We start from the raw sequence: 23,123 nt of genomic DNA on the forward strand, positions 1-23,123 counted from the left end.
GATCTTTGCCGGCCTGGCCTGGTTGATGAATAGCCGTGTCAGATAGGGCGATAACTCGTCCAGATAGGGAAAAATACTAGAGATATCAAGAGAAAAAGATGGCGTCCCCAGGGGGGTTCGAACCCCCGTTACCGCCGTGAAAGGGCGGTGTCCTAGGCCTCTAGACGATGGGGACCCAGTGACTTATTTACCCCGTTAAGGGTTATTTATTCTTTAAAATAAAAAGGGCCTGTAATACAGGCCCGTTTTATATGGCGTCCCCAGGGGGGTTCGAACCCCCCTGGGGACGCCATCTTTTTCTCTTGATATCTCTAGTATTTTTCCCTATCTGGACGAGTTATCGCCCTATCTGACACGGCTATTCATCAACCAGGCCAGGCCGGCAAAGATCATGGTCGGAAAGGCAGACGCCAGCCACGGTAATAAACCAAACACCAGCCCCATATGCTGGAAGCTCTGGTTGAACAGATGAAAACCAATCCCTATCAATGTGCCCGCCAGAATGCGCCCGCCTATCGGTGCTGAACGCAACGGACCGAAGACAAACGGCACCGCCAGTAATACCATCACAGCAGAACTCAACGGCATCATAATCTTGCTCCAAAATGCCAGTTCGTACTGCTCCACAGCCTGATGATTGTCTTTCAAATAATTGACATACTCCAGCAGGTCCCACACCGGCAAAAACTCCGGCGGCACAACAACAATGTTTACCATGCCTGGATTGAGTTGTGACTTCCAGCGGGCATGCGATACCGAACGAACCTGTACGCCCTGTTCGTTGATGGTACTTTGTACAACGTCCGATAATATCCAGCTATCGTCCTGATACTGTGCGTCATGAGCTTTGGTCAGAATACGCAGACGATGCTGTTCATCAAACTCGTAAATAGCGATATTGGAAAAACTACCGTCAGCCTTGATACGCTCGATATGGTTGAAATGATTACCATCACGAGTCCAGAACCCATGCTCAGAGCGCGTACCCACGGTACCGGTTTGTGCCACTGACTGTAATTCGCGGGCCGATTGTTCGGCAACAGGCCTGAAGACTTCCCCCATTAACACCGCAACCACCATCAATAAGGCCGCAACAAACATAACCGACTTGTTGATATCTTTGATCGATATGCCTGCAGCCCGCATCGCGACCAACTCACTCTGGCTGGCAAGATTACCCAACCCGATAACACTCCCCAGCAGGGCGGCCACCGGCAGTAATTCATAAACACGCTTGGGCATGGTTAAAGCGATATAGCTGAAAATTTCAGTGATCTGGTAGTTACCTTTACCCAAATCATCCAATTCCGCGATGAAGTCCATAAACGTGTACAGACCCAGTAATACCAACAGCACCAGCAGCGTGCTGAAGAGTATGTTTTTAGCGATATAACGTTGCAGAATCTTCATTTGGCTATTGCTTTTTGTCTATAGTGGCTAAACAAACGACGGATTTTCGGGCGGTTCAGTAATATCAGCAGTATCCCCACCATCAATAAATGCACCCAGATAGCGCCCAGCCATGGCGTGATTTCCCCCTTAGACACCCAGGCACGGTTAACACCCAACAGATTACTGTAAATAATATAAATCAATACCGCTGGCAGAAAACCGGCATATCGTCCTTGTCTCGGCCCCGCATTAGCCAGTGATATAGCCATCAGACACAAGATTAAGGTCATCAAAGCTGCTGAAGTCCGCCACTGTACTTCTGCAATATCCCGCGGTTCACCGCGCACCAGTAATTCGCCTGTCGGCACGGATTTATGCCGTTCTCTGACCTGCCCTTCCGCACCTTTTTCAACCAGCAAACTGTGACTGCCAAACTGAGCGATAGTGAAATCCTGGTCACCGGCTTCCCCTTCATAGCGATAACCATTTTCCAACACCAGAAATTTATCACCCGTTTGACTGTCAATTTCAAAATGTCCCGTTTCAGAACGAAAGATCAATGGCTTGGGGTCACGGTGAATTTCAATAAACACATTTTCCATAAACTGTTTATCCGGACTGAGGCTCTGGGAATAGAAAGTCCATTCACCATCACGACTTTCTTTAAAACTACCGGCCACCAGCCCGGTGGTATTGGCGGTAATTTTTGCGCGCTGTTCCAGGTCGTAACGCTGTGACAATACATCGGGCACGATAAGCAATGACAGTACCGCCACCAACAATGCCACTACGCTCGCAAACAGCAACACATTCCGCATAATGCGGGCACTGGAAATACCACAGGCTGCCATCACAGTCAGTTCATTATCAGAACTCATTCTCCCCAGCGAAAGCATCACCGCAAGAAAAGCGCCAATCGGCAACAAAAGCGACATGGCTCCCAGCGAACTGAAGCCCAGTAAACTGAAAATAACATCGGCCGGCATATTACCCACCGCCGCCTCTGCCAGATAACGGGCAAAACGGGTTGAGACGTAAATCAGCCAAAGCACCCCGGTGACGGCTAACAGATTAATCACAAATTCCCGTAGCATGTAGCGGTCAACTACAGTCAGCCAGGAACTCAACAATCGAAGAACGTTGGGCATTATTTATCGGTCTTGGTTAGAATAAGGTGTTTGTTTTTGGCACAATCTGGCCTAGGGCTGTTTATCTTTCATCTCCACCTCTGTTGTGAACTGAAGATGGAAGATAAACAGGCCCTAGCAGTCTAAACCAAATTATCTCTACAGGAGAAATCCATGCAGTATTTTGTCACAACCGATGCCCTGGCAACACAACAGACAGACTGTCTGGTCGTTGCGGTTTATGAAAAAGGCCAATTGAGTCCTTCCGCAGCGCAACTTGATAAAGACACGCAAGGTGCTGTGCAACGCGTTATCGACAGTGGCGATATCAACGGCAAAGCCGGTCAGACGCTGTTTATGCATCATGTGACAGGTATTAAAAGCCCACGTGTGCTGCTGGTCGGTTTCGGTATCCAGGGCAAGACCACCGAAAATGACTTCAACACCGCGACGGCGGCCATGGCAGCCGTACTCAATGAAAGTGGTGCCCGGACAGCTGCCTGTTGCGTAGCGGAAGTCGAACTCGGCGAGCGCAGCCCGGCCTGGAAAGTACGTCAAACCGCCTGTAACACGGAAACTAAGCTCTATCAGTACACACAAACCAAAAGCGAAGCCAAACCGGTTGAAAAACCACTGGATCAGCTCAGTTTCATAACAACCGAAGCTGATGCCGCCGAATTCGGGCAAGCCATGGCTCAAGGTGCTGCTATCGGCCAGGGTATGAACCTGGCGCGTGAGTTAGGCAATCTGCCCGGCAATATTTGTACACCGGCCTATCTGGCCGAACAGGCGATTAAACTGGGTCAGCAATACAACACTATCAAAACCACCGTACTCGAAGAATCGGATATGGAAGTACTGGGCATGGGTTCATTGCTGTCCGTCTCTCGCGGCAGCCGGCAGCCTGCCAAACTGATTACCATGGAATACAACGGAGCCGGTGATGCCCGTCCGGTAGTGCTGGTCGGCAAGGGACTGACTTTTGATGCCGGTGGTATTTCACTGAAGCCTGCGCAAGGCATGGATGAAATGAAATACGATATGTGCGGTTCGGCCAGCGTGTTAGGTACGCTACGTGCCGTAGCGGAGTTAGGCTTGCCTATCAATCTGGTCGGCGTAGTGCCTAGCTCTGAAAACATGCCTGATGGCGATGCCAATAAACCTGGCGATATCGTCACCAGCATGGCGGGTAAAACCATCGAAATTCTCAATACCGATGCCGAAGGCCGTTTGATCCTGTGTGATGCCTTGACCTACAGTGAGCGTTTTGATCCGGAAGTAGTGATTGATATTGCTACTCTTACCGGCGCCATTATTGTTGCTTTGGGCAATATAACCACCGGCCTGATGGCTAATAACCAGCAACTGGCCGACGATCTGCTTAAAGCGGGCAACGACAGTTTCGACCGCGCTTGGCAGTTACCGTTATGGGACGATTATCAAAAACAGCTCGACAGTAATTTTGCCGATATTGCTAATGTCGGCGGCAAAGAAGCTGGTAGCGTCACCGCAGCCTGCTTCCTGGCCCGCTTTACCGAGAAATTCACTTGGGCGCATCTGGATATCGCCGGCACCGCCTGGGTCAGTGGCAAAGAAAAAGGGGCCACCGGCCGGCCGGTGCCGATGCTGGTGCAATATCTGCTGAACCGTCTGCAGGGATAACGTTCGCCCCTATGACCCGAATCAGTTTCTATGTGCTGAAATCCACCAAGCTGCATGAACGGCAGGCCTTTGCCTGCCGTTTAGCTGAAAAAGCCTATCATCAAGGGCATCAGGTTTATATTCACACTGAAAATGTAGCCCACAGTGAACAAGTCGATGCTGCATTGTGGGCGATACGGCCGGACAGCTTTGTGCCTCATCAAATTCTGCACCCCAGCGAAGCAAACGACAGTCCGGTACTGATCGGGCATGAAGCTGAACCGCCGCGTTTGATGGACGTATTAATCAATCTGACTGATGAGCAACCGCTGTTTTTCAGTCAATTTGAGCGCGTTGCCGAGGTTATTGATGATAACGACACAATCAAAAAAGCCGGCCGGCAGCGCTTTCAATTCTACAAACAACGTGGCTACGAGCTGGAAACCTTCCACGTCTGATTACCTTCCGGCTCAGCCAATAACACGTTTTATCAGCTTTTCAGCGCCAATTTCGCATCGCAGCTGAACAGGATAGGTCTCAGCGGGTATAATGCCCATCTTCTTTCGATGACACATAGCCAAAAAGCACAAGATGGAAAAAACATACAGCCCAGACGCGATTGAACAACGTTGGTATCAAAAGTGGGAGCAGGATGGTGAATTCAAACCCTCCGGCTCCGGCACCCCTTATTGCATTATGTTACCGCCGCCGAATGTCACCGGCCGTCTGCATATGGGGCATGCCTTTCAGGACACTCTGATGGATACGCTGATCCGTTATCACCGTATGAAAGGTGATAATACCTTGTGGCAGGCAGGTACCGATCATGCCGGTATTGCGACGCAAATGGTTGTTGAACGTCAGCTCAATGCCGAGGGTAAAACCCGTCATGATCTGGGACGTGATGATTTCACCAAACGTGTCTGGGAGTGGAAGCAGGAATCAGGCGGTGCCATCACCAACCAGCTGCGCCGTATGGGTACCTCCATGGACTGGAGCCGCGAGCGTTTCACCATGGATGACGGTTTGTCGGAAGCGGTCAAACAGGTCTTTGTCCGTTTACACAATGAAGGTCTTATTTACCGCGGCAAACGGCTGGTGAACTGGGATCCGGTATTACATACCGCCGTGTCAGATCTGGAAGTATTATCTGAAGAAGAGTCCGGTCACCTGTGGCATTTTCGTTACCCGCTGACCGATGGCAGTGGTCACCTTGTTGTCGCCACTACCCGTCCCGAAACCATGCTGGGCGATACCGCAGTGGCGGTTCATCCTGAAGATGAACGCTATCAACACTTGATTGGCAAAACCATTACCCTGCCGCTGGTCGGTCGTGAAATCCCGATTATTGCCGACGATTATGTTGATCGGGAATTCGGCACCGGCTGCGTCAAAATCACTCCGGCACATGATTTCAATGATGCGGAAATGGGCCAGCGTCACGATCTGGAACAAATCAACATTCTGACCATTGATGCCGCTATCAACGACAATGCACCGGAAAAATACCGCGGCCTGGATCGGTATGAAGCCCGTGATGTCATAGTCCACGATCTGAAAAAACTGGGTTTGCTGGAAGGCATTCAGGATCACAAACTGATGGTGCCACGTGGTGATCGCAGCGGCGCCGTAATTGAGCCGTTTTTGACTGATCAGTGGTATGTCAAAGCCGATGTGTTGGCGGAACCTGCCGTGAAAGCGGTCAAAGAAGGCAAGGTCAAATTTGTACCCGCCAACTGGGACAAGACGTTCTATAACTGGATGGATGGCATTCAGGACTGGTGTATCTCCCGCCAAATCTGGTGGGGACATCGTATTCCCGCCTGGTACGACAACGATGGCACTGTCTATGTCGGTCACACTGAAACCGAAGTCAGAAAAAAACACAACCTGCCTGCCGATCTGCAACTGACTCAGGATGAAGACGTGCTGGATACCTGGTTTTCATCAGCCTTATGGCCGTTCTCCACTTTGGGCTGGCCGGAAAATAGCGAGGCATTGAAAACCTGGTATCCGACTAGCGTATTGGTCACCGGTTTTGACATTATCTTTTTCTGGGTCGCGCGGATGATGATGATGGGCATCAAATTTATGGACGATGTGCCGTTCAAGGAAATCTACATCCACGGTCTGGTGCGAGATGCCCATGGGCAGAAAATGTCTAAATCCAAGGGTAACGTGCTCGATCCTATCGATATTATCGACGGTATCGATCTGGAAGCGCTGGTCGCCAAACGTACTACCGGCATGATGCAGCCAAAACTGGCCGAAAAAATAGAAAAAGCCACCCGCAAGGAATTTCCGGAAGGTATCCAGGCACACGGTACCGATGCCCTGCGCTTTACTTTTGCCTCGCTGGCCTCTACCGGGCGTGATATCAACTTTGATATGAACCGCATCACCGGTTACCGCAACTTCTGTAACAAGCTGTGGAATGCCGCCCGTTACGTATTGATGAACACCGAAGGCCAGGATACCGGCATTGATAACAGCGACGTCGAACTGAGTCTGGCTGATCGCTGGATCATTTCCCGCCTGCAAATGACCGAACAGGAAGTTGTAAAAGCGATCGACGGTTATCGCTTTGACCATGCCGCTCAGGGTATTTACGAGTTTATCTGGAATAACTACTGTGACTGGTATCTGGAGCTGTCGAAGCCGGTATTGACCAGCGACTCCGCATCTGAAGCCGCCAAACGCGGCACCCGCCGCACGCTGGTGCGTGTGCTGGAAGCCACTTTGCGTCTGGCCCATCCGTTTATGCCGTTTATCACCGAAGAAATCTGGCAAACCATCGCGCCGCTGGCAGGCAAAACGGGCGATACCATTATGCGCCAGGCTTATCCCGTTGTAGATGAAAACAAGATCGACAAAACTGCTGTCAATGAAATGGAATGGGTGATGCAATTTATCACCGGCGTGCGCTCCATCCGCTCGCAAATGAATATCGCACCGAAAACACAATTGCCGGTGTTATTGAAAGACGCAATGGATGCCGATGAAATCCGGCTTGAGAATAACCGTGACTTTATCAGCCGTCTTGCCAACCTGGAATCAATCTCAACGTTGAACGGTGCAGCGCCAGCCGCCGCCACCGCTTTGGTCGGCAAGATGGAAATCCTGATTCCGCTGGAAGGTTTGATTGATAAAGATGCCGAAATCGCCCGACTCGATAAAGAAATTGCCAAGCTGGAAAAAGCCATCAAACAATCTTCAGGCAAACTGAGTAATGAAAACTATGTTGCCAAAGCGCCGGCAGAAGTAGTACAAAAAGAACGTGGCAAACTCACCGAGATGGAGCAAGCTTTATCACAACTACAACAGCAACGTACTTCGTTAGCCTGACGGTCCGAACAACAACATAAGGGAAGAGTATGAAAGGTAGTCAGAAAGTCATTGATTTGCTTAATACATTATTAGCGGGAGAACTCACCGCGATGGACCAGTATTTCATTCATTCCAGAATGTATGAGGACTGGGGCCTGAAGAGACTTTATGCTCGTATTGCTCATGAAATGCAAGATGAAACCGAACATGCTGACCAAATGATCAAGCGCATTTTATTTTTGGAAGGAACGCCAAACCTAAGTCAACGTGAGCCTTTACATGTTGGCCATAATGTTCAAGAAATGTTGCAAAACGATCTGAAACTAGAGCACTCGGTGGTTCAGGCGCTCCGGGAGGGTATCGCTTTGTGTGAAGCAGAAAACGATTTTGGAACCCGTAATATTCTGCTACAGCAACTAAAAGACACAGAGCATGATCATACCTACTGGTTAGAGCAACAGCTTGGTTTGATTGACAAAATGGGATTGAAAAACTACGTTCAAGCCATGACCATGGCTGATGCATGATGATTTATTAGTTCATTTCTCCCACGAAAGAACATGAGAACAAGGTTCTTTAAAAAAACCGCCGGTATTTTCATACCCGCGGCTTTTTTACAAAAGGCTTTAATTGTTTGAATTAAAGCTTATTCTTTTTCCATACCGATTTCATACAATTCGATATTGGCTTCTTCGATTTCACCGGTTGCCGCATCGACATCGACTTTGACTTCATAGCCGTGAATACTTTGAATATCGAACTCGTATGTCACATCACCATCGAAGCCGACTTCCAACTCTGAAGCGACCACCTCTCCGGGATGGAACATCAACGCGATTTCACGCGCTTCTTCCTGTGAAATTTTCGCATATTTTTTGAACACCGGGTCATCGGCAGCTACTTCACGTTCGATTTCAGTAATAAAGCCTTCTTCGGCATTACACTCAACGTTATAAGTCTGGCCGTCGGCTTTTGCTTCAATATCAAACTCGTAAACCGGATCATCCCCTTCCATTTTCATTTCAACTTTACGGGCGTGGCCGGGAATGGTATCCAGCGCAGCATCAAGGCAGGTTTCGATTTTAACGATATCCCAGCTCCGGATATCATCCAGATCATAGTTATCATCAGCGATAGCAACAGAAGTCAGGGAAAAAGCAATGGCTGCGGGCAGTGTTTTTAAAAGTAGAGAAGTCATAAAAAGCTCCTTTTTAAAGTAAAGAAAGATCCAAAAAAGATCACTCTCTACCCACAAGAGCAATGATCAAACTTGCAGAGTGATTATACCAGTCACAATAAGTTATAGGAATTTCTCCTATACCCAAATTTATGGTCTCGTGTTAAGGGAAATATTTCAGATACTGACCCGGCGATAATCACGATAGTGTGGCAACCATGAGTTATCGGCTATATTCTGCGTCAGTGTTGCATCGGAAGTAACAGGCGCCTTGCCCTGCTGCTGGGCCAGTTTGGCCACCTCAAATGCAATCTGTTTACTCAAGCCAATAATTTGATCCAGTTCCGGCAACAAAGCACCTTCTCCGGTATTGGCCAACGGTGAAGCGGCTGCCAGCACTTCACTGGCCACCATCATCATCTCATCGGTGATACGTTCAATGCCGGCGGCAACCACTGCAAGGCCTATGCCCGGAAAAATATAACTGTTATTACACTGGGAAATCGGATAGTCCTTGTTTTTAAACCGCACCGGCTTGAACGGACTGCCAGTGGCAATCAAGGCCTGTCCCTGTGTCCAGTGAACAAGTTGTTCAGGCATTGCTTCAACCTGGCGGGACGGGTTACTGAGCGGAAAAATAATCGGCTGTGGGCAATGCGTATGCATGGTTTTGATCAGCTTTTCAGTAAACAGCCCTGCCTGACCGGATACGCCAATCAGCACCGTAGGATGCACATGTTCGACGACATCAAGCAGCGCAGCATGTTCTGTCTGCAACTGCCAGTCACGAATAGTTGACCGGCTCTGGGCCAGACGTAATTGAAAGTCATACAGGTCCGCCATATCGGTAGTCAGCAAGCCGGGGCGATCGACCATAAAAATACGGGCTCGCGCCTGCTGTTCTGACAGCCCTTCTGCGCACATCTGCGCCACCATTTGCTCGGCAATACCACAACCGGCTGAGCCCGCACCGGCAAAAACAACCGTTTGGTCTGATAATAACGCTTGTTTGCTGCGGCAGGCGGCCAGTAAAGAACCCACCGCTACTGAAGCGGTGCCCTGGATATCATCATTAAAACAGCAGATTTTGTCGCGATATCGCTTCAACAACGGCAAGGCTTTACGCTGCTCAAAATCTTCAAATTGTAATAACGTTTTGGGCCAGCGTTTCTGGATCGCGGCCACAAACAAGGCCATAAATTCATCGTAATCGTCATCACTGATACGCGGATGCTGCCAGCCCATATACATCGGGTTTTTGAGCAATTCGGCATTATCGGTCCCGACATCAAGCATAACCGGCAAGGTATAAGCCGGGCTGATACCGGCACAGGCCGTGTACAAAGCCAGTTTGCCAATCGGAATTCCCATGCCGCCTACGCCCTGATCACCCAGCCCCAGAATTCGGCTGCCATCCGTCACCACAATGACTTTGACATGGCGTTTGGTGGCATTATGCAAAATCTCATCAATGCGATATCGATCCGGATACGAAATAAACAAGCCGCGGGTACGACGGTAGATTTCGGAAAATCTTTCGCAGGCATCACCCACCGTCGGAGTGTAGATAATCGGCATCATTTCCTGCAGGTGCTGTCGCAGCAGAAAATAGAATAACGTCTCATTGGTATCCTGCGTGGCACGCAGATAGATATGCTTGTTAATAGGTTCGTCAAAGCTGCAATATTGCAGATATGCCCTTTTAGCCTGTTGTTCGATTGTTTCAAAACGCTGCGGGATCAAGCCGGTGAGATTGAAATCCCGCCGTTCCTGTTCACTGAAAGCGGTGCCTTTGTTCAACAAAGAAACTGACAGCAAAGTCGGACCGGCATAGGGAATATAGATCGGATCGCGCGGTTTATCAGATGTCATCGGCGTAGCGTTCCTTTTTCGCAACATGAGCGGAGTTAAAGCCAGTATAAACCGCTTACTACCGATGAAATCAACCGTACGAAAAGAAAAAGCCTGACAGCGATAAACTGTCAGGCCTGAGTTTTTTATTCCGCCACTTTTACTTCAATACGTTTTGGTTTGCTTTCTGCTGTTTTGGGAATTGTCAGTTCCAATACCCCATCCCGGGTTTTGGCGGCGATATTTTCCAGATCTGCCCGCTCGGGCAGGGTGAAACGACGCATAAAGCTACCGCTGAAACGTTCAACCCGGCGGTAGTTGTCTTTATTTTCTTCCTTGTGGCTTTCTCGCTGACCCTTGATGGTTAAAACCCCATTCTCGGCCGTAACTTCAATATCATCAGATTTGACCCCGGGCAGATCAGCATGAATGGTGAATTTATCATTATCTTCACTGATATCTACAGCAGGGCTCCATTCTTCAGTACTAAAGCTGCTTTCTACATCTGGGGCATGAAACAATGAACTCATTTCCCGTTGCAATTCATCCAGCAAACTCAATGGTCTGTATCGTTGAATAGCCATAGTCATACACCTCCTAAAAATAACGATTACTACATGAACAGGCAGTGCCTATCCCTGATCTGAATAATGCGTCCCGCCAGTCAGGTTTTCAAGCGTTATTTTAAGAAATGAGAAACAATATTGACCTGGGTCAAAAGTCAGGCAACATATTGAAATATATTGTTTTTTTATTTACCCTTAAACATAGCAGAACAACAGCTTTTCCCTATCAATAAGCGTTGCGAACAAAGCCACTCTCACGGTTGTTTTTTTCTGTAGCAAACCGGCAGATTTTCAACAGAAATCAGGGTTTGATAATGCCCAGTACCACAGCAATATTAGCCAGTTCTGCAGCCGTGTTGACCCTGAGTTTGCTTTTGATTTGGGTGTTGTAATTAGCCACCGTCTTATAGCCCAGACACAAATCAGCCGCCGCTTCATGCGCCGTCATGCCACGCGCCAGCCGACAGAACACATCAAACTCTCGCGGTGACAGCAGATCCAGCACTTGCCGGTATTGCTCAATATCCAGCTGCCTTACATCATCGGCCTCGGGCAACAGTTGCTGCTCGATATACTGCTTACCTTCGGCCACCGTCATCACCGCCTCAGCCAGCACTTCCGCAGCACTGTTTTTACTGACATAGCCTCTGGCGCCAGCCTGCAATGCGCGCTCAACATAAATCGATTCATCATGAATGCTGTAAACCAGTACCACTGCAGCGGGATCCTGTTTACATAAACGACGTATCGTTTCCAAACCGCCGATACCGGGCATGGATAAATCCATCACTACCACATCCGGTTGCAGACGTTCATATTCCTGAGCAACCAGTTCGCCACGATTGACATCCCTGATGTCGCCGATAAACGGCTGCGATGACAGCAGGATTCTGAATCCGGCACGCACCACCTCATGGTCATCGACCAACAGCACACTAATCCTGTTTTGGCTCATCTTGTTGTTTCTCTATAAATGGCATTCTGGCTTTTACACTCACGCCCTGCCCCGACCTCGATTCAAAACTAAATCGCCCGCCCAGATTTTCCACCCGCTCACGCATCGCCCGTACACCAAAGCCCTCACCCTCGGCATGGCCGCCTATACCATTATCTTCAACGGAAATAACGACCTGTGAATTGTCAACAAAACGGCTGCGCCTGACGGTCACTTTCACCTTGTCAGCCTGGGCATGCCGCACCACATTGGTCAGACACTCCTGCACAATCCGGTAAACATGAATCGCCACCTCATGACTGAGCGACTCAAGTTCATTATCATAATCCAGCGTTACTACCAGATCCGCATGACGGCGCCGCCATTCATTGACCAGATCGGTCAGTGTTGCGCCCAGCCCCAAATCGGCAAGGCTCAGCGGATGCAAGGTGCGCATCATCGAACGCACCACACCGGACAAATGATTGCATATCTCGATAATCGAATCGGCAATCACCGGCACATCGGCATTGGCTTGCTTACTGGCCACCGACATCGCTTTAACCGCGGTCAACGACTGCCCCATCTCATCATGCAGTTCGCGTGACATATGTTGCCTTTCATTCTCCTGAATATGCATGGTATGCCGCGCCAAAGCCTGGTTATTCTGCCGGGCCAGATTTAACGCTTCTGACAGATTGTTGATTTCGGAAGCAATCGCATCAAACTCGCTGATTTTAAAAGCGGGCAGCTTGCCGCCGTATTCACCCGACTCGACTTGACGCAAGCCTGACAAAATAGTGCCGACCGCACGCAGCATCGAGTGGAACACCACGTTGATCGCCACAAAAATCACTACCATCATCAGCACGATCGACCAGAAATAGGCCTGCGATTCATTCCACGCCTCCAATATTTCATCCATCGGATCGGCGCTGATGCGAATCCGTTTCACGGAGCCATCCGTCATATCAACCGAATAGTCCACCTGTAGATAATCGGTCATCACCGCCGCAATAAACCAGGCGGGCGGTGTGCGTTCCTCTTCATGTTCTGAAGCAGTCAGTATTTCAGTCACTTCGCCACGATTATCGATCAACGAAATCTGTAAATGCCGGGAATGCCGTAATGCCTTGATTGACTGTAACCAGTCATCGCTGTTCTGGCTCATATCTGCTTGATTGACTTCAGACTTGACCATCTGCAAAGCCAGGTTAAAAGAGGCCTGAAGTTCTCTCTCGACTGACTGGCGCGCCTGCCAGATTGCCATTACACCGCCCAATATCAGAATCAGCAACACCGACAAGGCAATGCGTAAATTAATCAGGTTTCTTAAACTCATTTTCCGCCTTTAAACCCCCGTAGCCTTTCCCGCCACCAGATTAGTTAATTGTGTCTTGAGCCAGGAAAAGTCACCAACTTCAGCAGCCAGAACAAAAATCCCGGCTCGCATGAATAGAAAAGCACTATAACAGCAAGGAAAAAATAATAGTCATAACACACATCAAATAAACCAGTTACTTACAAGCCACTTTTTAAGTCAAATATAACTAACTTACTGATTTCCTGACTGTCCACCCTCACAAAAATGTGGAATACATCACAAAAAAAAGGAATTTTTCCTATATGGGAAATCACCCTCAGCTGCCTATGATTCCGCCCAACGAAGTTCACCAAAACGACAAGACAATGACAATAAAACCCGACCAGACAAACGATAGCGTAAAAACCAAACTCATCGAACTGTTTGACGATGTTTTGCAACATGACGGTTTTGGTGAAATTCGTGTCGAGATGAAAATTCTCAAACGGCAACAGAAAGAGGTGATTCTACACTGCGGCAAACAATACCGTTTTGTCGTCGACAATCCCTCCCAGTAAAGGAATCAACAGAGTGCGAAGCGGGTTCGCATCTGATAAACATTTTGAACCCCATGACCAAAAGACTGCGCGGGGCAGCTGCGGCATAAATAACGAGAGAAATAGCAAATGAATATCAAACAAATGAAAACTGCAATCAGCAAGTTCCGCGCTGCTGATATCTCCGCCATTAAAGACGACAAACTGCGTACCAAAGCGAAAAAACTGCAAGGCAAGCAAGGTGGTTTCACGTTGCTGGAACTGCTGGTTGTTATTACCCTGCTGGCTACTTTGGCTACTGCTGCTCTGGTTGCTTATGAAGGCATTGGCGAAAACGCCCAGGACACTGCGGCTGCAACCAATATCACCATTGCCGAGAGTTCAATCCGCAATTTCCGTGCGGTAGAAAATGCCTATCCCAACCAATGGGACAACCTGGCAAACCTGGGTGGTGAACTGACTGGCGGTGCGTTTGACCTGCTGGCTGACAATACTAAAGACTACTTTGGACAATGGGTTGTTGACGCTTCCGGTGCCGGCGCGGTATGGAGTGCAGCTGCGACCGCCCTGAATGCGGTTGGCATCAGCGAACTGCAAACACTGCAAACTACAAGTACATTCAATGCTGATGTGGTACCCAACTTGGCATTTAACGAAAGCTCGCCACACAACACAGCTGATCCGGCCGATGAACTGGAGTTTGAAGACGGTACGGTCGAATATGATGGCGCTGCAATAACCAACTTTGCCATTTCTATTGTTCCTTCCAGTACTGATACTGTCTGTACAGCCAATGGCGTTAGTCTCACCGGCACCCTGTCCGGTAATACCGTGACTGACAGTACTGCCCTGAATCTGATCAACGATGCGTTGGATGATGATGGTTGTCATCTGGTATTGGCATTAGGTTTCGGTAAGGACGTGCCCGGCACCACGATAGACAGCCGTGTTGCCATTGCTCAAGTCCCGACCGCCGGTTCAACCAATGTTAATCCGGCCAATAACTATGCTCGTTTCATCGCTTTATATCATTTAGGCAGTGCCGATGAAGATGGCTCTACACCAACTGATATTACTGCAGCTGACATTTTCTCCAAAGCGCGCTTGATCGGTATTGTTGATCCTGAGGGCCGCAACCTTGACCAAGTGATTGCCGGTGCAAATACAGGTGCTTAATAAGCCGGATTAAAGTTGGTTTAAATCACAAAAGCGGGACGGGGCGAAAGTCTCGTCCCGCTTACTTTATCAACCCTGGAATAACGGACATTCGGAATACGTTTATTGCGGTAAGCAACGTGCCAACCACGGGTTTTACCCCAATATTCGGAAACAAGTAAATGAGGTGTTTATTGTTTAACCGAAAAAAAGCGGACTTGAAGCAAAACCCTGTTTTAGCAACACGTCACCTAAATTCAGAACTGGATTGCTTAGTTGCCGCTCGCAATGACGGCGCTCAGTCTGGTTTCACATTGCTGGAACTGCTGGTAGTAATCGCCCTGCTTATTATCGTATCCGGTGTTGCTCTGATGGCTTATGAAGGCGTTCAGGATCAAGGCCGCTACGATACCGCCAAATTCGAAATGGTCGAAATCCGCAAGGCCCTGCTTCAATTCCGCCGTGACAGCGGCACTAATGATTTCCTCGGACAGGGGATATATGCCTGTGAAGATCCTGACAGCCCCGGCAACCTCAACCCTAACCTGGACAAGATTCCGGTAAGCGATCTGGATTGGTGCGAGCACCCCGCCAATTTCTGGATGTTATTCAAACAACCTGGCACAAGTTTCGACTGGAATCCCGATACCAAGCGCGGCTGGAAAGGGCCTTATCTGCAGCGAATAGATAATGTCTCCGATGTGGATGCAGACATACTTAATACAGGGGCGGTGGCATCTGAATCAGGCACTGAAATACTGGATTTGTGGACTATTCTGGACCCTGCCGGTTCTCCCTATTTTATTTTCGATCTTGATAATGCAGACGAAGTCCCCCCAGAAGACCACCCTGCCAGGCTCGTCGGCTTAAGTCAGAATGCACTCTATGATGGTGACACCACTTCGGATTGTACTGAAACCACCGGCAGCGATGGTTTCCCCGTTGATTTGATTTTGTGTTTGGTGAGATGAGTTTATGTGGATGAAAAGCTCGCCTGGTTTCAGTGGAAAATTTGGTCTGGCTCCCTTACCCCCCCATCCTGACCTTTGTTGGCGAACATCCATGTCCGCCACCCTGCAGGCAGCTACCGCTGACCAAATTCGCATCCCGGCGAATTTGTCCCCATCAAGGGGGAAGGGACGATTGTTTCCAGGATCGAGATATCATTCCCAGGCTTTCAGGTCGGGGGCATCCCCTCTCCCCTGGCGGGAGAGGGTTAGGGGGAACCAGTTTGCAACCTCATCGAGATACCTCGGCGTTGCTCGGCATGACAGATCCAGACAAATCGGCTTCACCCTGCTGGAAATGGTGCTGGTATTGTTTTTGATCGGCCTGATGGCTTCAGCCGCGCTGATGCTGACCGAAAATGTCGAAGACCAGACGAAATACGACGAAACCAAACGCCGTATGGACATCATGCGCAAAGCCATCGTCGGCGACCCGACCCGCACCGTCAACGGCAGCCCGGAAATCAGCGGTTTTGCTGCCGATATGGGCAGATTGCCAAATTGTATAGCTGAGTTATTAACTGCTGGCGATGCCAGCGATGCCGCCGCCCCCATTACCTACAAGTCCCCTTGTGACAATAGTGAAATTACCGAGTGGCATATCAATGGCGATACAAAAGTCGGTTCAGGCTGGCGTGGTCCCTATATTCAGGTCGTTCCTGAACGGGATGGTGATCCACACTTCCGTGATGGTTATGGCAATGCCGGTACTACCGAAGCAGAAGATAACAAAAATTCAGGCTGGTTCTATGATGTTTCCGGAGCAACGCTCGGATTAACCAGCAGCGGCTACGATGCGTCGGCCACCAGTGATGATGTTGGTACGGATGAACTGATCGTCAGTTCCGACTGGCAACTTGACGATATTACTGTCAATTTCATCAACCGGAATGCCAGCGAAGCCTTACCTGCTTCAGATGTTAAGCTTAATCTGAGAATCTACCCATCCTCGCTCACCGACTATAAAACAGGCGATGATGGCTCAACAGACTGGCTGACTGTTGCCAGCGGCACAATTACCGCCAATATCCCAGAAAGCTATACCTTCCGCTTTGATGCCTCCAATGCTGTGCCTATCGGACATCACGGCTATGTCATAGTTTGCTATGAGGTGCCATCCGGATCACCTGAGGGTTATGTGATTTTCGATGGTGATTGTAGTAATGACGCCTCTAGCGCGACACCATCATCGGACAATATACGGCTGTTCAAAGCGGCCCCACGCCAAAATATCACTATAGATTGGATCATTCCCCAATGAACCTGAACAACCTGCTGCCTTTTGCCAAGCCTTCCCAACTGCTGGTCTGCGAGACAAACGGTTTTTCGCTGCGCGGTACGGTGCTGGCGCGGACAGGTGATGACGTGACGGTGATGCATAACGTAACCTCACAACAGGCGGATATGGCAGCGGCGGTAACCGAGCTGATATCGCAACTCAAGGCTGAAGGCTGGCGCGGCGGTCAGGCGATCCTGTTATCACCGGCGGTGTTGTCGACTTTAGTGGAGTTACCGGTCGATCCGAAAAAGCCCCGCCCGGTCAATCAGATGCAGGAGCTGGTGCGCTGGGAGGTAGAACCTCTGCTGATGCAACATACTACGCAATGGACGGTAGGCCATATGCTGGTCGGTAAGGGCTATATGACCGAGGAACAAGCCAAGCTGGTGATGGACACCCAACAGGGACGCGCCAACCCGACCGGCGAGCTGGATCTGGCCGAGAATTTTTCCATGCGCCGTTTCGGCGATCTGGCCATTCAACTCGGTTATATCGACAAATCCCAACTTGATACTTGCCTGGCCGGCCAGGAATGGCTGAAATCTGATGACGAGGTCATCGAATGCGGCTGGTCGCCGCAGGCCGAAATCGCGGACTCCCCGGGCGTATTCAACTGGCTGGTGTCCTGTGTCAACCAGTCCCTGCTGCAACGCTGGGTTGCGGCATTCCAGTCTCAGAATGTGACATTAAAAGCGATGTATCCGCTGACCGGCTGCAGTGGCGCCTTGCTGACGGACGATAATGCCTCACAAGTTATGCTGGAGTCGCATGCCGATATGGCTTTCGTGATGCAGGTCAGCAACGGCCACATAACCGCACAGCATCAATATATCAACCCCACCAAACAGGCCATTCAATCGTGTCTGGAAAGTTATCACGCGCTGAACCCGCCGGCATCCGATCCGGTCTGGCTGGCAAGCTGGCATGAAGACAGCGAGCTGCTGGCCGACGAGTTGTTGCATGTATTGCACGTTGACTTGAAGCTGTTGAACCCGCCTCCCGTCGACAAGCAACTCAGCCCGGGCATGCTGGGCGCCGCCTGGCAGGCTTTCGGCATCAGCGATGCGGATCGGCGCTGTGCCCAGGTTCGGGTCGGCGGTCCGTTGCCGCCGCCGCTGCAGCGGCTGGAAGTGCGTGCCGCCGTATTGGCTGCGGCCTTGCTGCTGGTCATAGCCGGCACGGAAACGGTCATGATGATTCAAAAACACAGCGCCGAATCTTATAAAGCAAAAATCGATGCCCAGTGGAAATCGATTGATGAAGCGGTCAAGCAGGTCAATGCCGTCAAGGAACAAATCGAAAAGCGCGAAACGCAGTTGAAGCAGCAAAAAGCCGACCAGGCACGGCTGGAGGCACGGCTAAACTTTTTCGGAAACGAAATCCCGGAACGGGCCGCGTTGATTCAGACGGTATTGGGCGTTCTGCAAAGCACGGTAAGCGGAGAAATCATCGTTAACCGTATCGACGAACTCGGTAAAAGGGTGCCGATCATGCCCGCCGCACCCAATAAACAGTCCGACACACGCGTTGAGGTGGAAAACTTCAACCTGGAAGCCTGGGCACTCAGTGAGACAGCAGCGCAAGCGTTTATTCAGCAGATGAAAGAAGCGCTTGTACCGTGGAATATGGAGGTGCGCGACAGTCAGGTGATGTCCCGCCCCGGCCCGTTGAACCTGGACGGTTTTGCCGTCGCCATGCGTCTGGTCAAGCTGGCCTCCATAGAAGCCACAGGAGAAAAGAAATGAAGCTGGCGGCCATGAGTAACCGTGAACAGGCGTTGGCGGCCGCGGTGATTGTTGTGCTGCTCTTGGGGATCTACGGCTTTCTGCGCTTTATGCCGGCCACCAAAGCCATTGTAGATCTTCAGCACAAAGCCGAAGCCACCCAAAAGAAAGTGATTTCCACCCGCATTCCGGAAGCGCCGGAATACGATATGGATGAGTTATTGGAACAACTCGACGATCAGGAACAGGCCCTGGCCTTGCTGCGCAGCAGCGCGGAAACGGTAGAGCAAAAACTGGCGCCGTTTGAATCGCAGGAGTTGAAAGTGCGTATTTCCGAACTGGCGCGAAGCAGCGATGTGCGGATTCGTATTAACGAACGGCTCGCCGTTGTCGCACAAAATACGCCCCAACCGGTAAAACAATCCAAAAAACGCAAAGCAAAAGAACAGGTGCCGACCGGTGATCTTGTTCTACCTGCCACCATGAACTGGCTCGCCCGCATGTCGCCGGGCACTATGTTTCACCGCCCGATGCAAAGGCTGGAAATCGACGGTAACTATGAATCGCTACGCCGCTTTATTCATGGCCTGAACGCACTGCCGTGGCAGGTAACGGTTGTGCGATTGAAGCTGGAGAAAATGCCGACTTCGCCGCCGCACGGCTATGCGCAGATTTTAAATGCCGAACTGGTTTTGGCCTTATGACAAGTAGAGCAAGTTGATATGGCGCTGACAGACGAACAACTTATCGATGCCGGTACCCGCACAGGGCTTATCGAACCAGCCGTGGTCGAAAAGCTGCGCTCTGAGGCCCGGCGTCAGCGCGCACCCTTGTTGGGCAAAGTGCTTGCGCATTACCGCTTTCCCGTATCTGCTTTGTATCGTGCAGTGGCCGAGTTGCGTGGGATTAATTTTGTCGACTTATCAGGCTCCCTCCCCCATAAAGACTTATTGAAAAAAATCCCGGCCAGCCTGATCAGACGAAAATTGTTGCTGCCCGTGGCCATTGATGTCAATGCGGCCATACTGGTCGTCTCCGATCCGGGTGACCGGGCCAGCATTGACTCTGTTCAGCGCCTGCTCGGCAAACCGTTACCGCTGGCAATGACCGACATTCAGGCTTTACGCCTGTATATAGACCGTACATTGGCAGGCAGCGGCACAGCCGTTTCCGAGTCCATTTCAGCAGACGACGAAACCGATATGATCGCCCTGCTGGATACGATATTGCGCGAAGCCTATCTCAGCCGTGCATCGGATGTACACATGGTCATCGAAGAGGAAGGGCTGCGCGTCCGGCTCAGAATTGACGGGCGTCTGCGCGATTATCCCATTGCGGCCAGCCACAGCATCGCGGCCGGGCTTGTTTCACGCGTCAAGGTGTTGGCCAGCCTGGATATTGCCGAACAAAGGCAACCTCAGGATGGCGGTTTTTCCTATCATCTGGCTGCCCCCATCGATCAGGAGTTTAATATCCGCGTCGCTACGGCACCTACGCGTCTGGGCGAACGTATCACGATGCGGTTGCTCGGGCAGGAGTCCGGCGGTCTGACTTTGACAAGTTTGGGCATGTTGTCTGCCGATCTGATGCATTTCAAACAGGCGATACGCAAGCCTTACGGCATGATTCTGCTCACCGGCCCGACCGGTAGCGGTAAATCGACCACGCTGTTTGCTGCCCTGCAGGAGATCAATAATCCCGACATCAATATCATGACGGTGGAAAACCCGATTGAATATGTGATGGATGGTGTCTCACAAATCCAGACCGGCCATAAAATCAGCTTCGCCGAGGCGTTACGTTCCTTGTTACGTCATGATCCGGATGTATTGATGGTCGGTGAGATCCGCGACCATGAAACCGCCGACGTCGCGGTCAAGGCAGCCATGACCGGCCACCTGGTATTTTCCACCCTGCATACCAATAACGCGGTCAGTGCCGTAACCCGTCTGGTAGATATCGGCTGCGAACCTTTTTTGATCGGTTCAACAATGACTGCCGTGATCGCACAACGCCTGGTCAGGCGTTTGTGTCCTCAATGCCGCAAATCCCGCCCTGCCACTGCAGGTGAACTCGCTGTTTTAGCCGTCAAGGACGAGACCATCGATATTTATGATCCCGTAGGTTGTGCAGCTTGTCAGGGTACCGGTTTCCGTGGGCGGCTCGGATTATTCGAAACATTGTGGTTCGACGAAAAATTAAGCCGCATGGTTGCGCGCGGTGCTGATGAAGAAACGTTGGAAATGGCCGCGGGTGACAAGTTGAAATTCATGTGGGAAGACGGTTGCCAGAAAGTCCGGGCCGGGCTGACAACGCTGGACGAAATACGTGAAGTGGCCGTTCATAAGACCCGCGCACTGTTAGAAGCGGAGGCTGAATAGATGCCGAACTTCGCCTACACCGCCTTGACTTCGACCGGTACTGAACTTTCAGGAAATGTACAGGCAGCCGATATTAACGCCGCCGCTGTCGATTTGCGGCAGCGCGGTTTGCGGGTGCTGCAAATCAAGCCCGGCAAGTCGAAAAGCGGCTTTATGGGGCAAGAAAACTTCTCCGACTGGCTGGCATCACAACGCTCCGTCAGTCCGTCTGCACTGATCTTTTTCTTCCGGCAAATGGCATTCATGCTGCGCGCCGGGCTGCCGGTGATGCAGGCCCTGGAACTGGGCCACAAGCAGGTATCAAACAGCCGATTAAAACTGACAATACGCTTGATGCTGAAGGATATCGAAGCAGGTCAGGCCTTGTCACTAGCCATGTCCAGACATAAAGATGTCTTTCCGGGCATGGCTATCAATCTGATAGTGGCCGGTGAAAACACCGGTGATCTGGACACCATTATGGAGCGACTGGCACTGCATTTGGAGAAAAAATCCGCGCTGAAAGCTCAGATGATCAACGCGATGATTTACCCGGTAATCGTCGTTTTGGCAGCTATCGGCGTGGCGATATTTATGGTGGTGAAGATCATTCCCAAGTTCGCCACCTTCTTGCTGGCCCAAGGCCGTGCCTTGCCGCCTTCTACACAGATGTTGATCGATATATCCGAATATGTACGAAGCAATGGCCTGACTATTATTGGCGTCGTGATTGCGTTTATCGTTTTGATATTGCTGGTTTTCCAGACCCAGCGCGGCCGGTTAATGATTGACAGCTTGCTGCTCAGAGTGCCGGTAACAGGCTCCATGCTCACCACAGGCTCCATGGCGCAAATGACCTGGGCCCTGTCCATTCTGCTACGCAGCGGCGTCACCGTTTTTGAGGCACTCAAGGTCACTGCCAATCTGCTCGGCAACCGCGTCTATTCCGACAAGCTGAAAATGGCATCGGGCATGATTCTGGGTGGCCGCGATATGGCCAGCAGCATCAATCATCCGCAAATGCCGCCGCTGGTATTGCAGATGATTGCTGTCGGCGAACGCACCGGTAGCCTCGATGAAGTCTTGCAGGAACTCGGTGTGTATTACGAAAAGCTGCTGGAGCTGGCGATAAAACGGCTGTCTGCGATGATCGAACCGGCCATGATCCTGGTGATTGGAGCTATGGTCGGCTTTGTTTATTACGCTTTCTTTCAGGCTTTGTTTTCATTGGTTTCAGGCGGTTAGGAGACGGCTATGCAACGATATCTATATAAGATTCTCCCAGGTTTATTGTTGTACCTGCCGCTGCTACAGGCAGCAGAAACACTTCAACAAAACTACCCGGTGCAACAGAGCTTCCCCGCCCCGCAAGCGATCCGCGATCCGTTCACACCCAGCCCCCTGATGTACGAGATGGTCGGAGTACAAGCCGGCATGTCCGGCAGCGGCGCATACGGCTTCATGCCTTCAGCGGACGCTATGCGCGTTCCAAAAATGCGTTTGCGCGGTTTTGTCAATCAGGATGAAGAAAAGCCGTTGGCCCTGCTGGAAATTGATGGTTCCAGAACTTATCTGGTACGCGAGGGCGATGAAATCAATATTGATCCATCGCAACCGCGCAATGCGATTCGCATCACTCAAATTACCCGGCTGAGCATCACAGTAGAAACCGGTACGCTCGGCTCCATCCGTATTCAAAGATAAATAAGCGATCAACGATAAT

General features: G+C 50.6%; 20 protein-coding genes and 1 tRNA gene. 13 read left to right on the top strand and 8 right to left on the bottom strand.

Annotated features, from left to right (window positions below; translation table 11 throughout):
• Positions 1-99 precede the first annotated feature (99 nt).
• From OMP95_RS07905 to lptF, 3 genes are all read right to left on the bottom strand, one after another.
• Positions 100-175, bottom strand: a tRNA-Glu gene (locus OMP95_RS07905).
• Positions 176-345: 170 nt separating this feature from the next.
• Positions 346-1,410: an LPS export ABC transporter permease LptG gene (gene lptG / locus OMP95_RS07910; protein WP_266327644.1), complete on the bottom strand. Its 1,065-nt coding sequence runs from the start codon at positions 1,408-1,410 to the stop codon at positions 346-348.
• The gene (lptF, locus tag OMP95_RS07915; protein WP_266327646.1) at positions 1,407-2,540 is read right to left on the bottom strand and encodes an LPS export ABC transporter permease LptF; all 1,134 of its coding nucleotides are present in this window, start codon (positions 2,538-2,540) and stop codon (positions 1,407-1,409) included. Before lptF ends, lptG begins: the two co-directional genes overlap by 4 nt.
• Positions 2,541-2,693: 153 nt before the next feature.
• Between lptF and OMP95_RS07920 the strand changes: the two genes are divergently transcribed.
• The 4 genes from OMP95_RS07920 (at position 2,694) to bfr (ending at position 8,014) form a co-directional block, all read left to right on the top strand.
• A complete protein-coding gene (locus tag OMP95_RS07920) occupies positions 2,694-4,181 on the top strand; it encodes a leucyl aminopeptidase (protein WP_266327648.1) in 1,488 nt (495 codons plus the stop codon).
• A gap of 11 nt (positions 4,182-4,192) precedes the next feature.
• Complete coding sequence (locus OMP95_RS07925) at positions 4,193-4,618, top strand: DNA polymerase III subunit chi (protein ID WP_266327650.1); 426 nt, start codon at positions 4,193-4,195, stop codon at positions 4,616-4,618.
• A gap of 133 nt (positions 4,619-4,751) precedes the next feature.
• Positions 4,752-7,505, top strand: coding sequence for a valine--tRNA ligase (locus OMP95_RS07930; protein WP_266327652.1), 2,754 nt, complete (start codon positions 4,752-4,754; stop codon positions 7,503-7,505).
• Positions 7,506-7,534: 29 nt separating this feature from the next.
• The gene (bfr, locus tag OMP95_RS07935; protein WP_266327654.1) at positions 7,535-8,014 is read left to right on the top strand and encodes a bacterioferritin; all 480 of its coding nucleotides are present in this window, start codon (positions 7,535-7,537) and stop codon (positions 8,012-8,014) included.
• Positions 8,015-8,133: 119 nt separating this feature from the next.
• On the opposite strand, the gene OMP95_RS07940 is transcribed toward bfr, so the two are convergent.
• From OMP95_RS07940 to OMP95_RS07960, 5 genes are all read right to left on the bottom strand, one after another.
• Positions 8,134-8,685, bottom strand: coding sequence for a PepSY domain-containing protein (locus tag OMP95_RS07940; protein ID WP_266327656.1), 552 nt, complete (start codon positions 8,683-8,685; stop codon positions 8,134-8,136).
• 156 nt (positions 8,686-8,841) lie between these two features.
• The gene (locus OMP95_RS07945) at positions 8,842-10,536 is read right to left on the bottom strand and encodes an NAD-dependent malic enzyme (RefSeq protein ID WP_266327658.1); all 1,695 of its coding nucleotides are present in this window, start codon (positions 10,534-10,536) and stop codon (positions 8,842-8,844) included.
• Positions 10,537-10,661: 125 nt separating this feature from the next.
• On the bottom strand, positions 10,662-11,099 hold the full coding sequence (locus OMP95_RS07950) for an Hsp20/alpha crystallin family protein (RefSeq protein WP_266327660.1): 438 nt from the start codon (positions 11,097-11,099) through the stop codon (positions 10,662-10,664).
• Positions 11,100-11,382: 283 nt separating this feature from the next.
• Entirely contained in the window at positions 11,383-12,036 is a 654-nt protein-coding gene (locus tag OMP95_RS07955) for a response regulator (protein WP_266327662.1), read from the bottom strand.
• The gene (locus OMP95_RS07960) at positions 12,017-13,357 is read right to left on the bottom strand and encodes a sensor histidine kinase (protein ID WP_266327664.1); all 1,341 of its coding nucleotides are present in this window, start codon (positions 13,355-13,357) and stop codon (positions 12,017-12,019) included. Before OMP95_RS07960 ends, OMP95_RS07955 begins: the two co-directional genes overlap by 20 nt.
• Positions 13,358-13,641: 284 nt before the next feature.
• Here OMP95_RS07960 and OMP95_RS07965 point away from each other — a divergent pair, with 284 nt between their 5' ends.
• From OMP95_RS07965 to OMP95_RS08005, 9 genes are all read left to right on the top strand, one after another.
• Positions 13,642-13,896 (top strand): hypothetical protein, encoded by a 255-nt coding sequence (locus tag OMP95_RS07965; RefSeq protein ID WP_266327666.1) that lies wholly within the window; start codon positions 13,642-13,644, stop codon positions 13,894-13,896.
• A 108-nt stretch (positions 13,897-14,004) separates the two neighbouring features.
• Entirely contained in the window at positions 14,005-15,051 is a 1,047-nt protein-coding gene (locus OMP95_RS07970) for a type II secretion system protein (RefSeq protein WP_266327668.1), read from the top strand.
• Positions 15,052-15,212: 161 nt separating this feature from the next.
• Positions 15,213-16,001 carry a type II secretion system protein gene (locus tag OMP95_RS07975; RefSeq protein WP_266327670.1) on the top strand — a complete coding sequence of 263 codons (789 nt, stop codon included), beginning with the start codon at positions 15,213-15,215 and terminating at the stop codon, positions 15,999-16,001.
• 91 nt (positions 16,002-16,092) lie between these two features.
• Positions 16,093-17,298, top strand: a complete 1,206-nt coding sequence (locus OMP95_RS07980; protein WP_266327672.1) for a type II secretion system protein — start codon at positions 16,093-16,095, stop codon at positions 17,296-17,298.
• Positions 17,295-19,061 (top strand): hypothetical protein, encoded by a 1,767-nt coding sequence (locus OMP95_RS07985; RefSeq protein WP_266327674.1) that lies wholly within the window; start codon positions 17,295-17,297, stop codon positions 19,059-19,061. The genes OMP95_RS07980 and OMP95_RS07985 overlap by 4 nt, the downstream gene beginning before the upstream one ends.
• Positions 19,058-19,744, top strand: a complete 687-nt coding sequence (locus OMP95_RS07990; RefSeq protein WP_266327676.1) for a hypothetical protein — start codon at positions 19,058-19,060, stop codon at positions 19,742-19,744. The genes OMP95_RS07985 and OMP95_RS07990 overlap by 4 nt, the downstream gene beginning before the upstream one ends.
• Before the next feature lie 18 nt (positions 19,745-19,762).
• Positions 19,763-21,421, top strand: a complete 1,659-nt coding sequence (locus OMP95_RS07995) for a GspE/PulE family protein (RefSeq protein WP_266327678.1) — start codon at positions 19,763-19,765, stop codon at positions 21,419-21,421.
• Positions 21,422-22,645, top strand: a complete 1,224-nt coding sequence (locus OMP95_RS08000) for a type II secretion system F family protein (protein ID WP_266327680.1) — start codon at positions 21,422-21,424, stop codon at positions 22,643-22,645.
• A 9-nt stretch (positions 22,646-22,654) separates the two neighbouring features.
• The gene (locus OMP95_RS08005; RefSeq protein ID WP_266327682.1) at positions 22,655-23,104 is read left to right on the top strand and encodes a hypothetical protein; all 450 of its coding nucleotides are present in this window, start codon (positions 22,655-22,657) and stop codon (positions 23,102-23,104) included.
• The last annotated feature ends 19 nt before the right edge of the window (positions 23,105-23,123 follow it).

Origin of the sequence: Methylophaga sp. OBS4, from assembly GCF_026319305.1 — a bacterium.
Classification (GTDB): Bacteria; Pseudomonadota; Gammaproteobacteria; order Nitrosococcales; family Methylophagaceae; genus Methylophaga.

Coding starts and splice junctions, on each gene's coding strand:
- OMP95_RS07950 (WP_266327660.1), bottom strand. CDS start 11,099: ATGGCTATTCAACGATACAGACCATTGAGTTTGCTGGATGAATTGCAA.
- OMP95_RS07985 (WP_266327674.1), top strand. CDS start 17,295: ATGAACCTGAACAACCTGCTGCCTTTTGCCAAGCCTTCCCAACTGCTG.
- OMP95_RS07920 (WP_266327648.1), top strand. CDS start 2,694: ATGCAGTATTTTGTCACAACCGATGCCCTGGCAACACAACAGACAGAC.
- OMP95_RS07975 (WP_266327670.1), top strand. CDS start 15,213: ATGAGGTGTTTATTGTTTAACCGAAAAAAAGCGGACTTGAAGCAAAAC.
- OMP95_RS07970 (WP_266327668.1), top strand. CDS start 14,005: ATGAATATCAAACAAATGAAAACTGCAATCAGCAAGTTCCGCGCTGCT.
- OMP95_RS07945 (WP_266327658.1), bottom strand. CDS start 10,536: ATGACATCTGATAAACCGCGCGATCCGATCTATATTCCCTATGCCGGT.
- OMP95_RS08000 (WP_266327680.1), top strand. CDS start 21,422: ATGCCGAACTTCGCCTACACCGCCTTGACTTCGACCGGTACTGAACTT.
- OMP95_RS08005 (WP_266327682.1), top strand. CDS start 22,655: ATGCAACGATATCTATATAAGATTCTCCCAGGTTTATTGTTGTACCTG.
- OMP95_RS07955 (WP_266327662.1), bottom strand. CDS start 12,036: ATGAGCCAAAACAGGATTAGTGTGCTGTTGGTCGATGACCATGAGGTG.
- lptF (WP_266327646.1), bottom strand. CDS start 2,540: ATGCCCAACGTTCTTCGATTGTTGAGTTCCTGGCTGACTGTAGTTGAC.
- bfr (WP_266327654.1), top strand. CDS start 7,535: ATGAAAGGTAGTCAGAAAGTCATTGATTTGCTTAATACATTATTAGCG.
- OMP95_RS07995 (WP_266327678.1), top strand. CDS start 19,763: ATGGCGCTGACAGACGAACAACTTATCGATGCCGGTACCCGCACAGGG.
- lptG (WP_266327644.1), bottom strand. CDS start 1,410: ATGAAGATTCTGCAACGTTATATCGCTAAAAACATACTCTTCAGCACG.
- OMP95_RS07990 (WP_266327676.1), top strand. CDS start 19,058: ATGAAGCTGGCGGCCATGAGTAACCGTGAACAGGCGTTGGCGGCCGCG.
- OMP95_RS07980 (WP_266327672.1), top strand. CDS start 16,093: ATGTCCGCCACCCTGCAGGCAGCTACCGCTGACCAAATTCGCATCCCG.
- OMP95_RS07940 (WP_266327656.1), bottom strand. CDS start 8,685: ATGACTTCTCTACTTTTAAAAACACTGCCCGCAGCCATTGCTTTTTCC.
- OMP95_RS07960 (WP_266327664.1), bottom strand. CDS start 13,357: ATGAGTTTAAGAAACCTGATTAATTTACGCATTGCCTTGTCGGTGTTG.
- OMP95_RS07930 (WP_266327652.1), top strand. CDS start 4,752: ATGGAAAAAACATACAGCCCAGACGCGATTGAACAACGTTGGTATCAA.
- OMP95_RS07965 (WP_266327666.1), top strand. CDS start 13,642: ATGGGAAATCACCCTCAGCTGCCTATGATTCCGCCCAACGAAGTTCAC.
- OMP95_RS07925 (WP_266327650.1), top strand. CDS start 4,193: ATGACCCGAATCAGTTTCTATGTGCTGAAATCCACCAAGCTGCATGAA.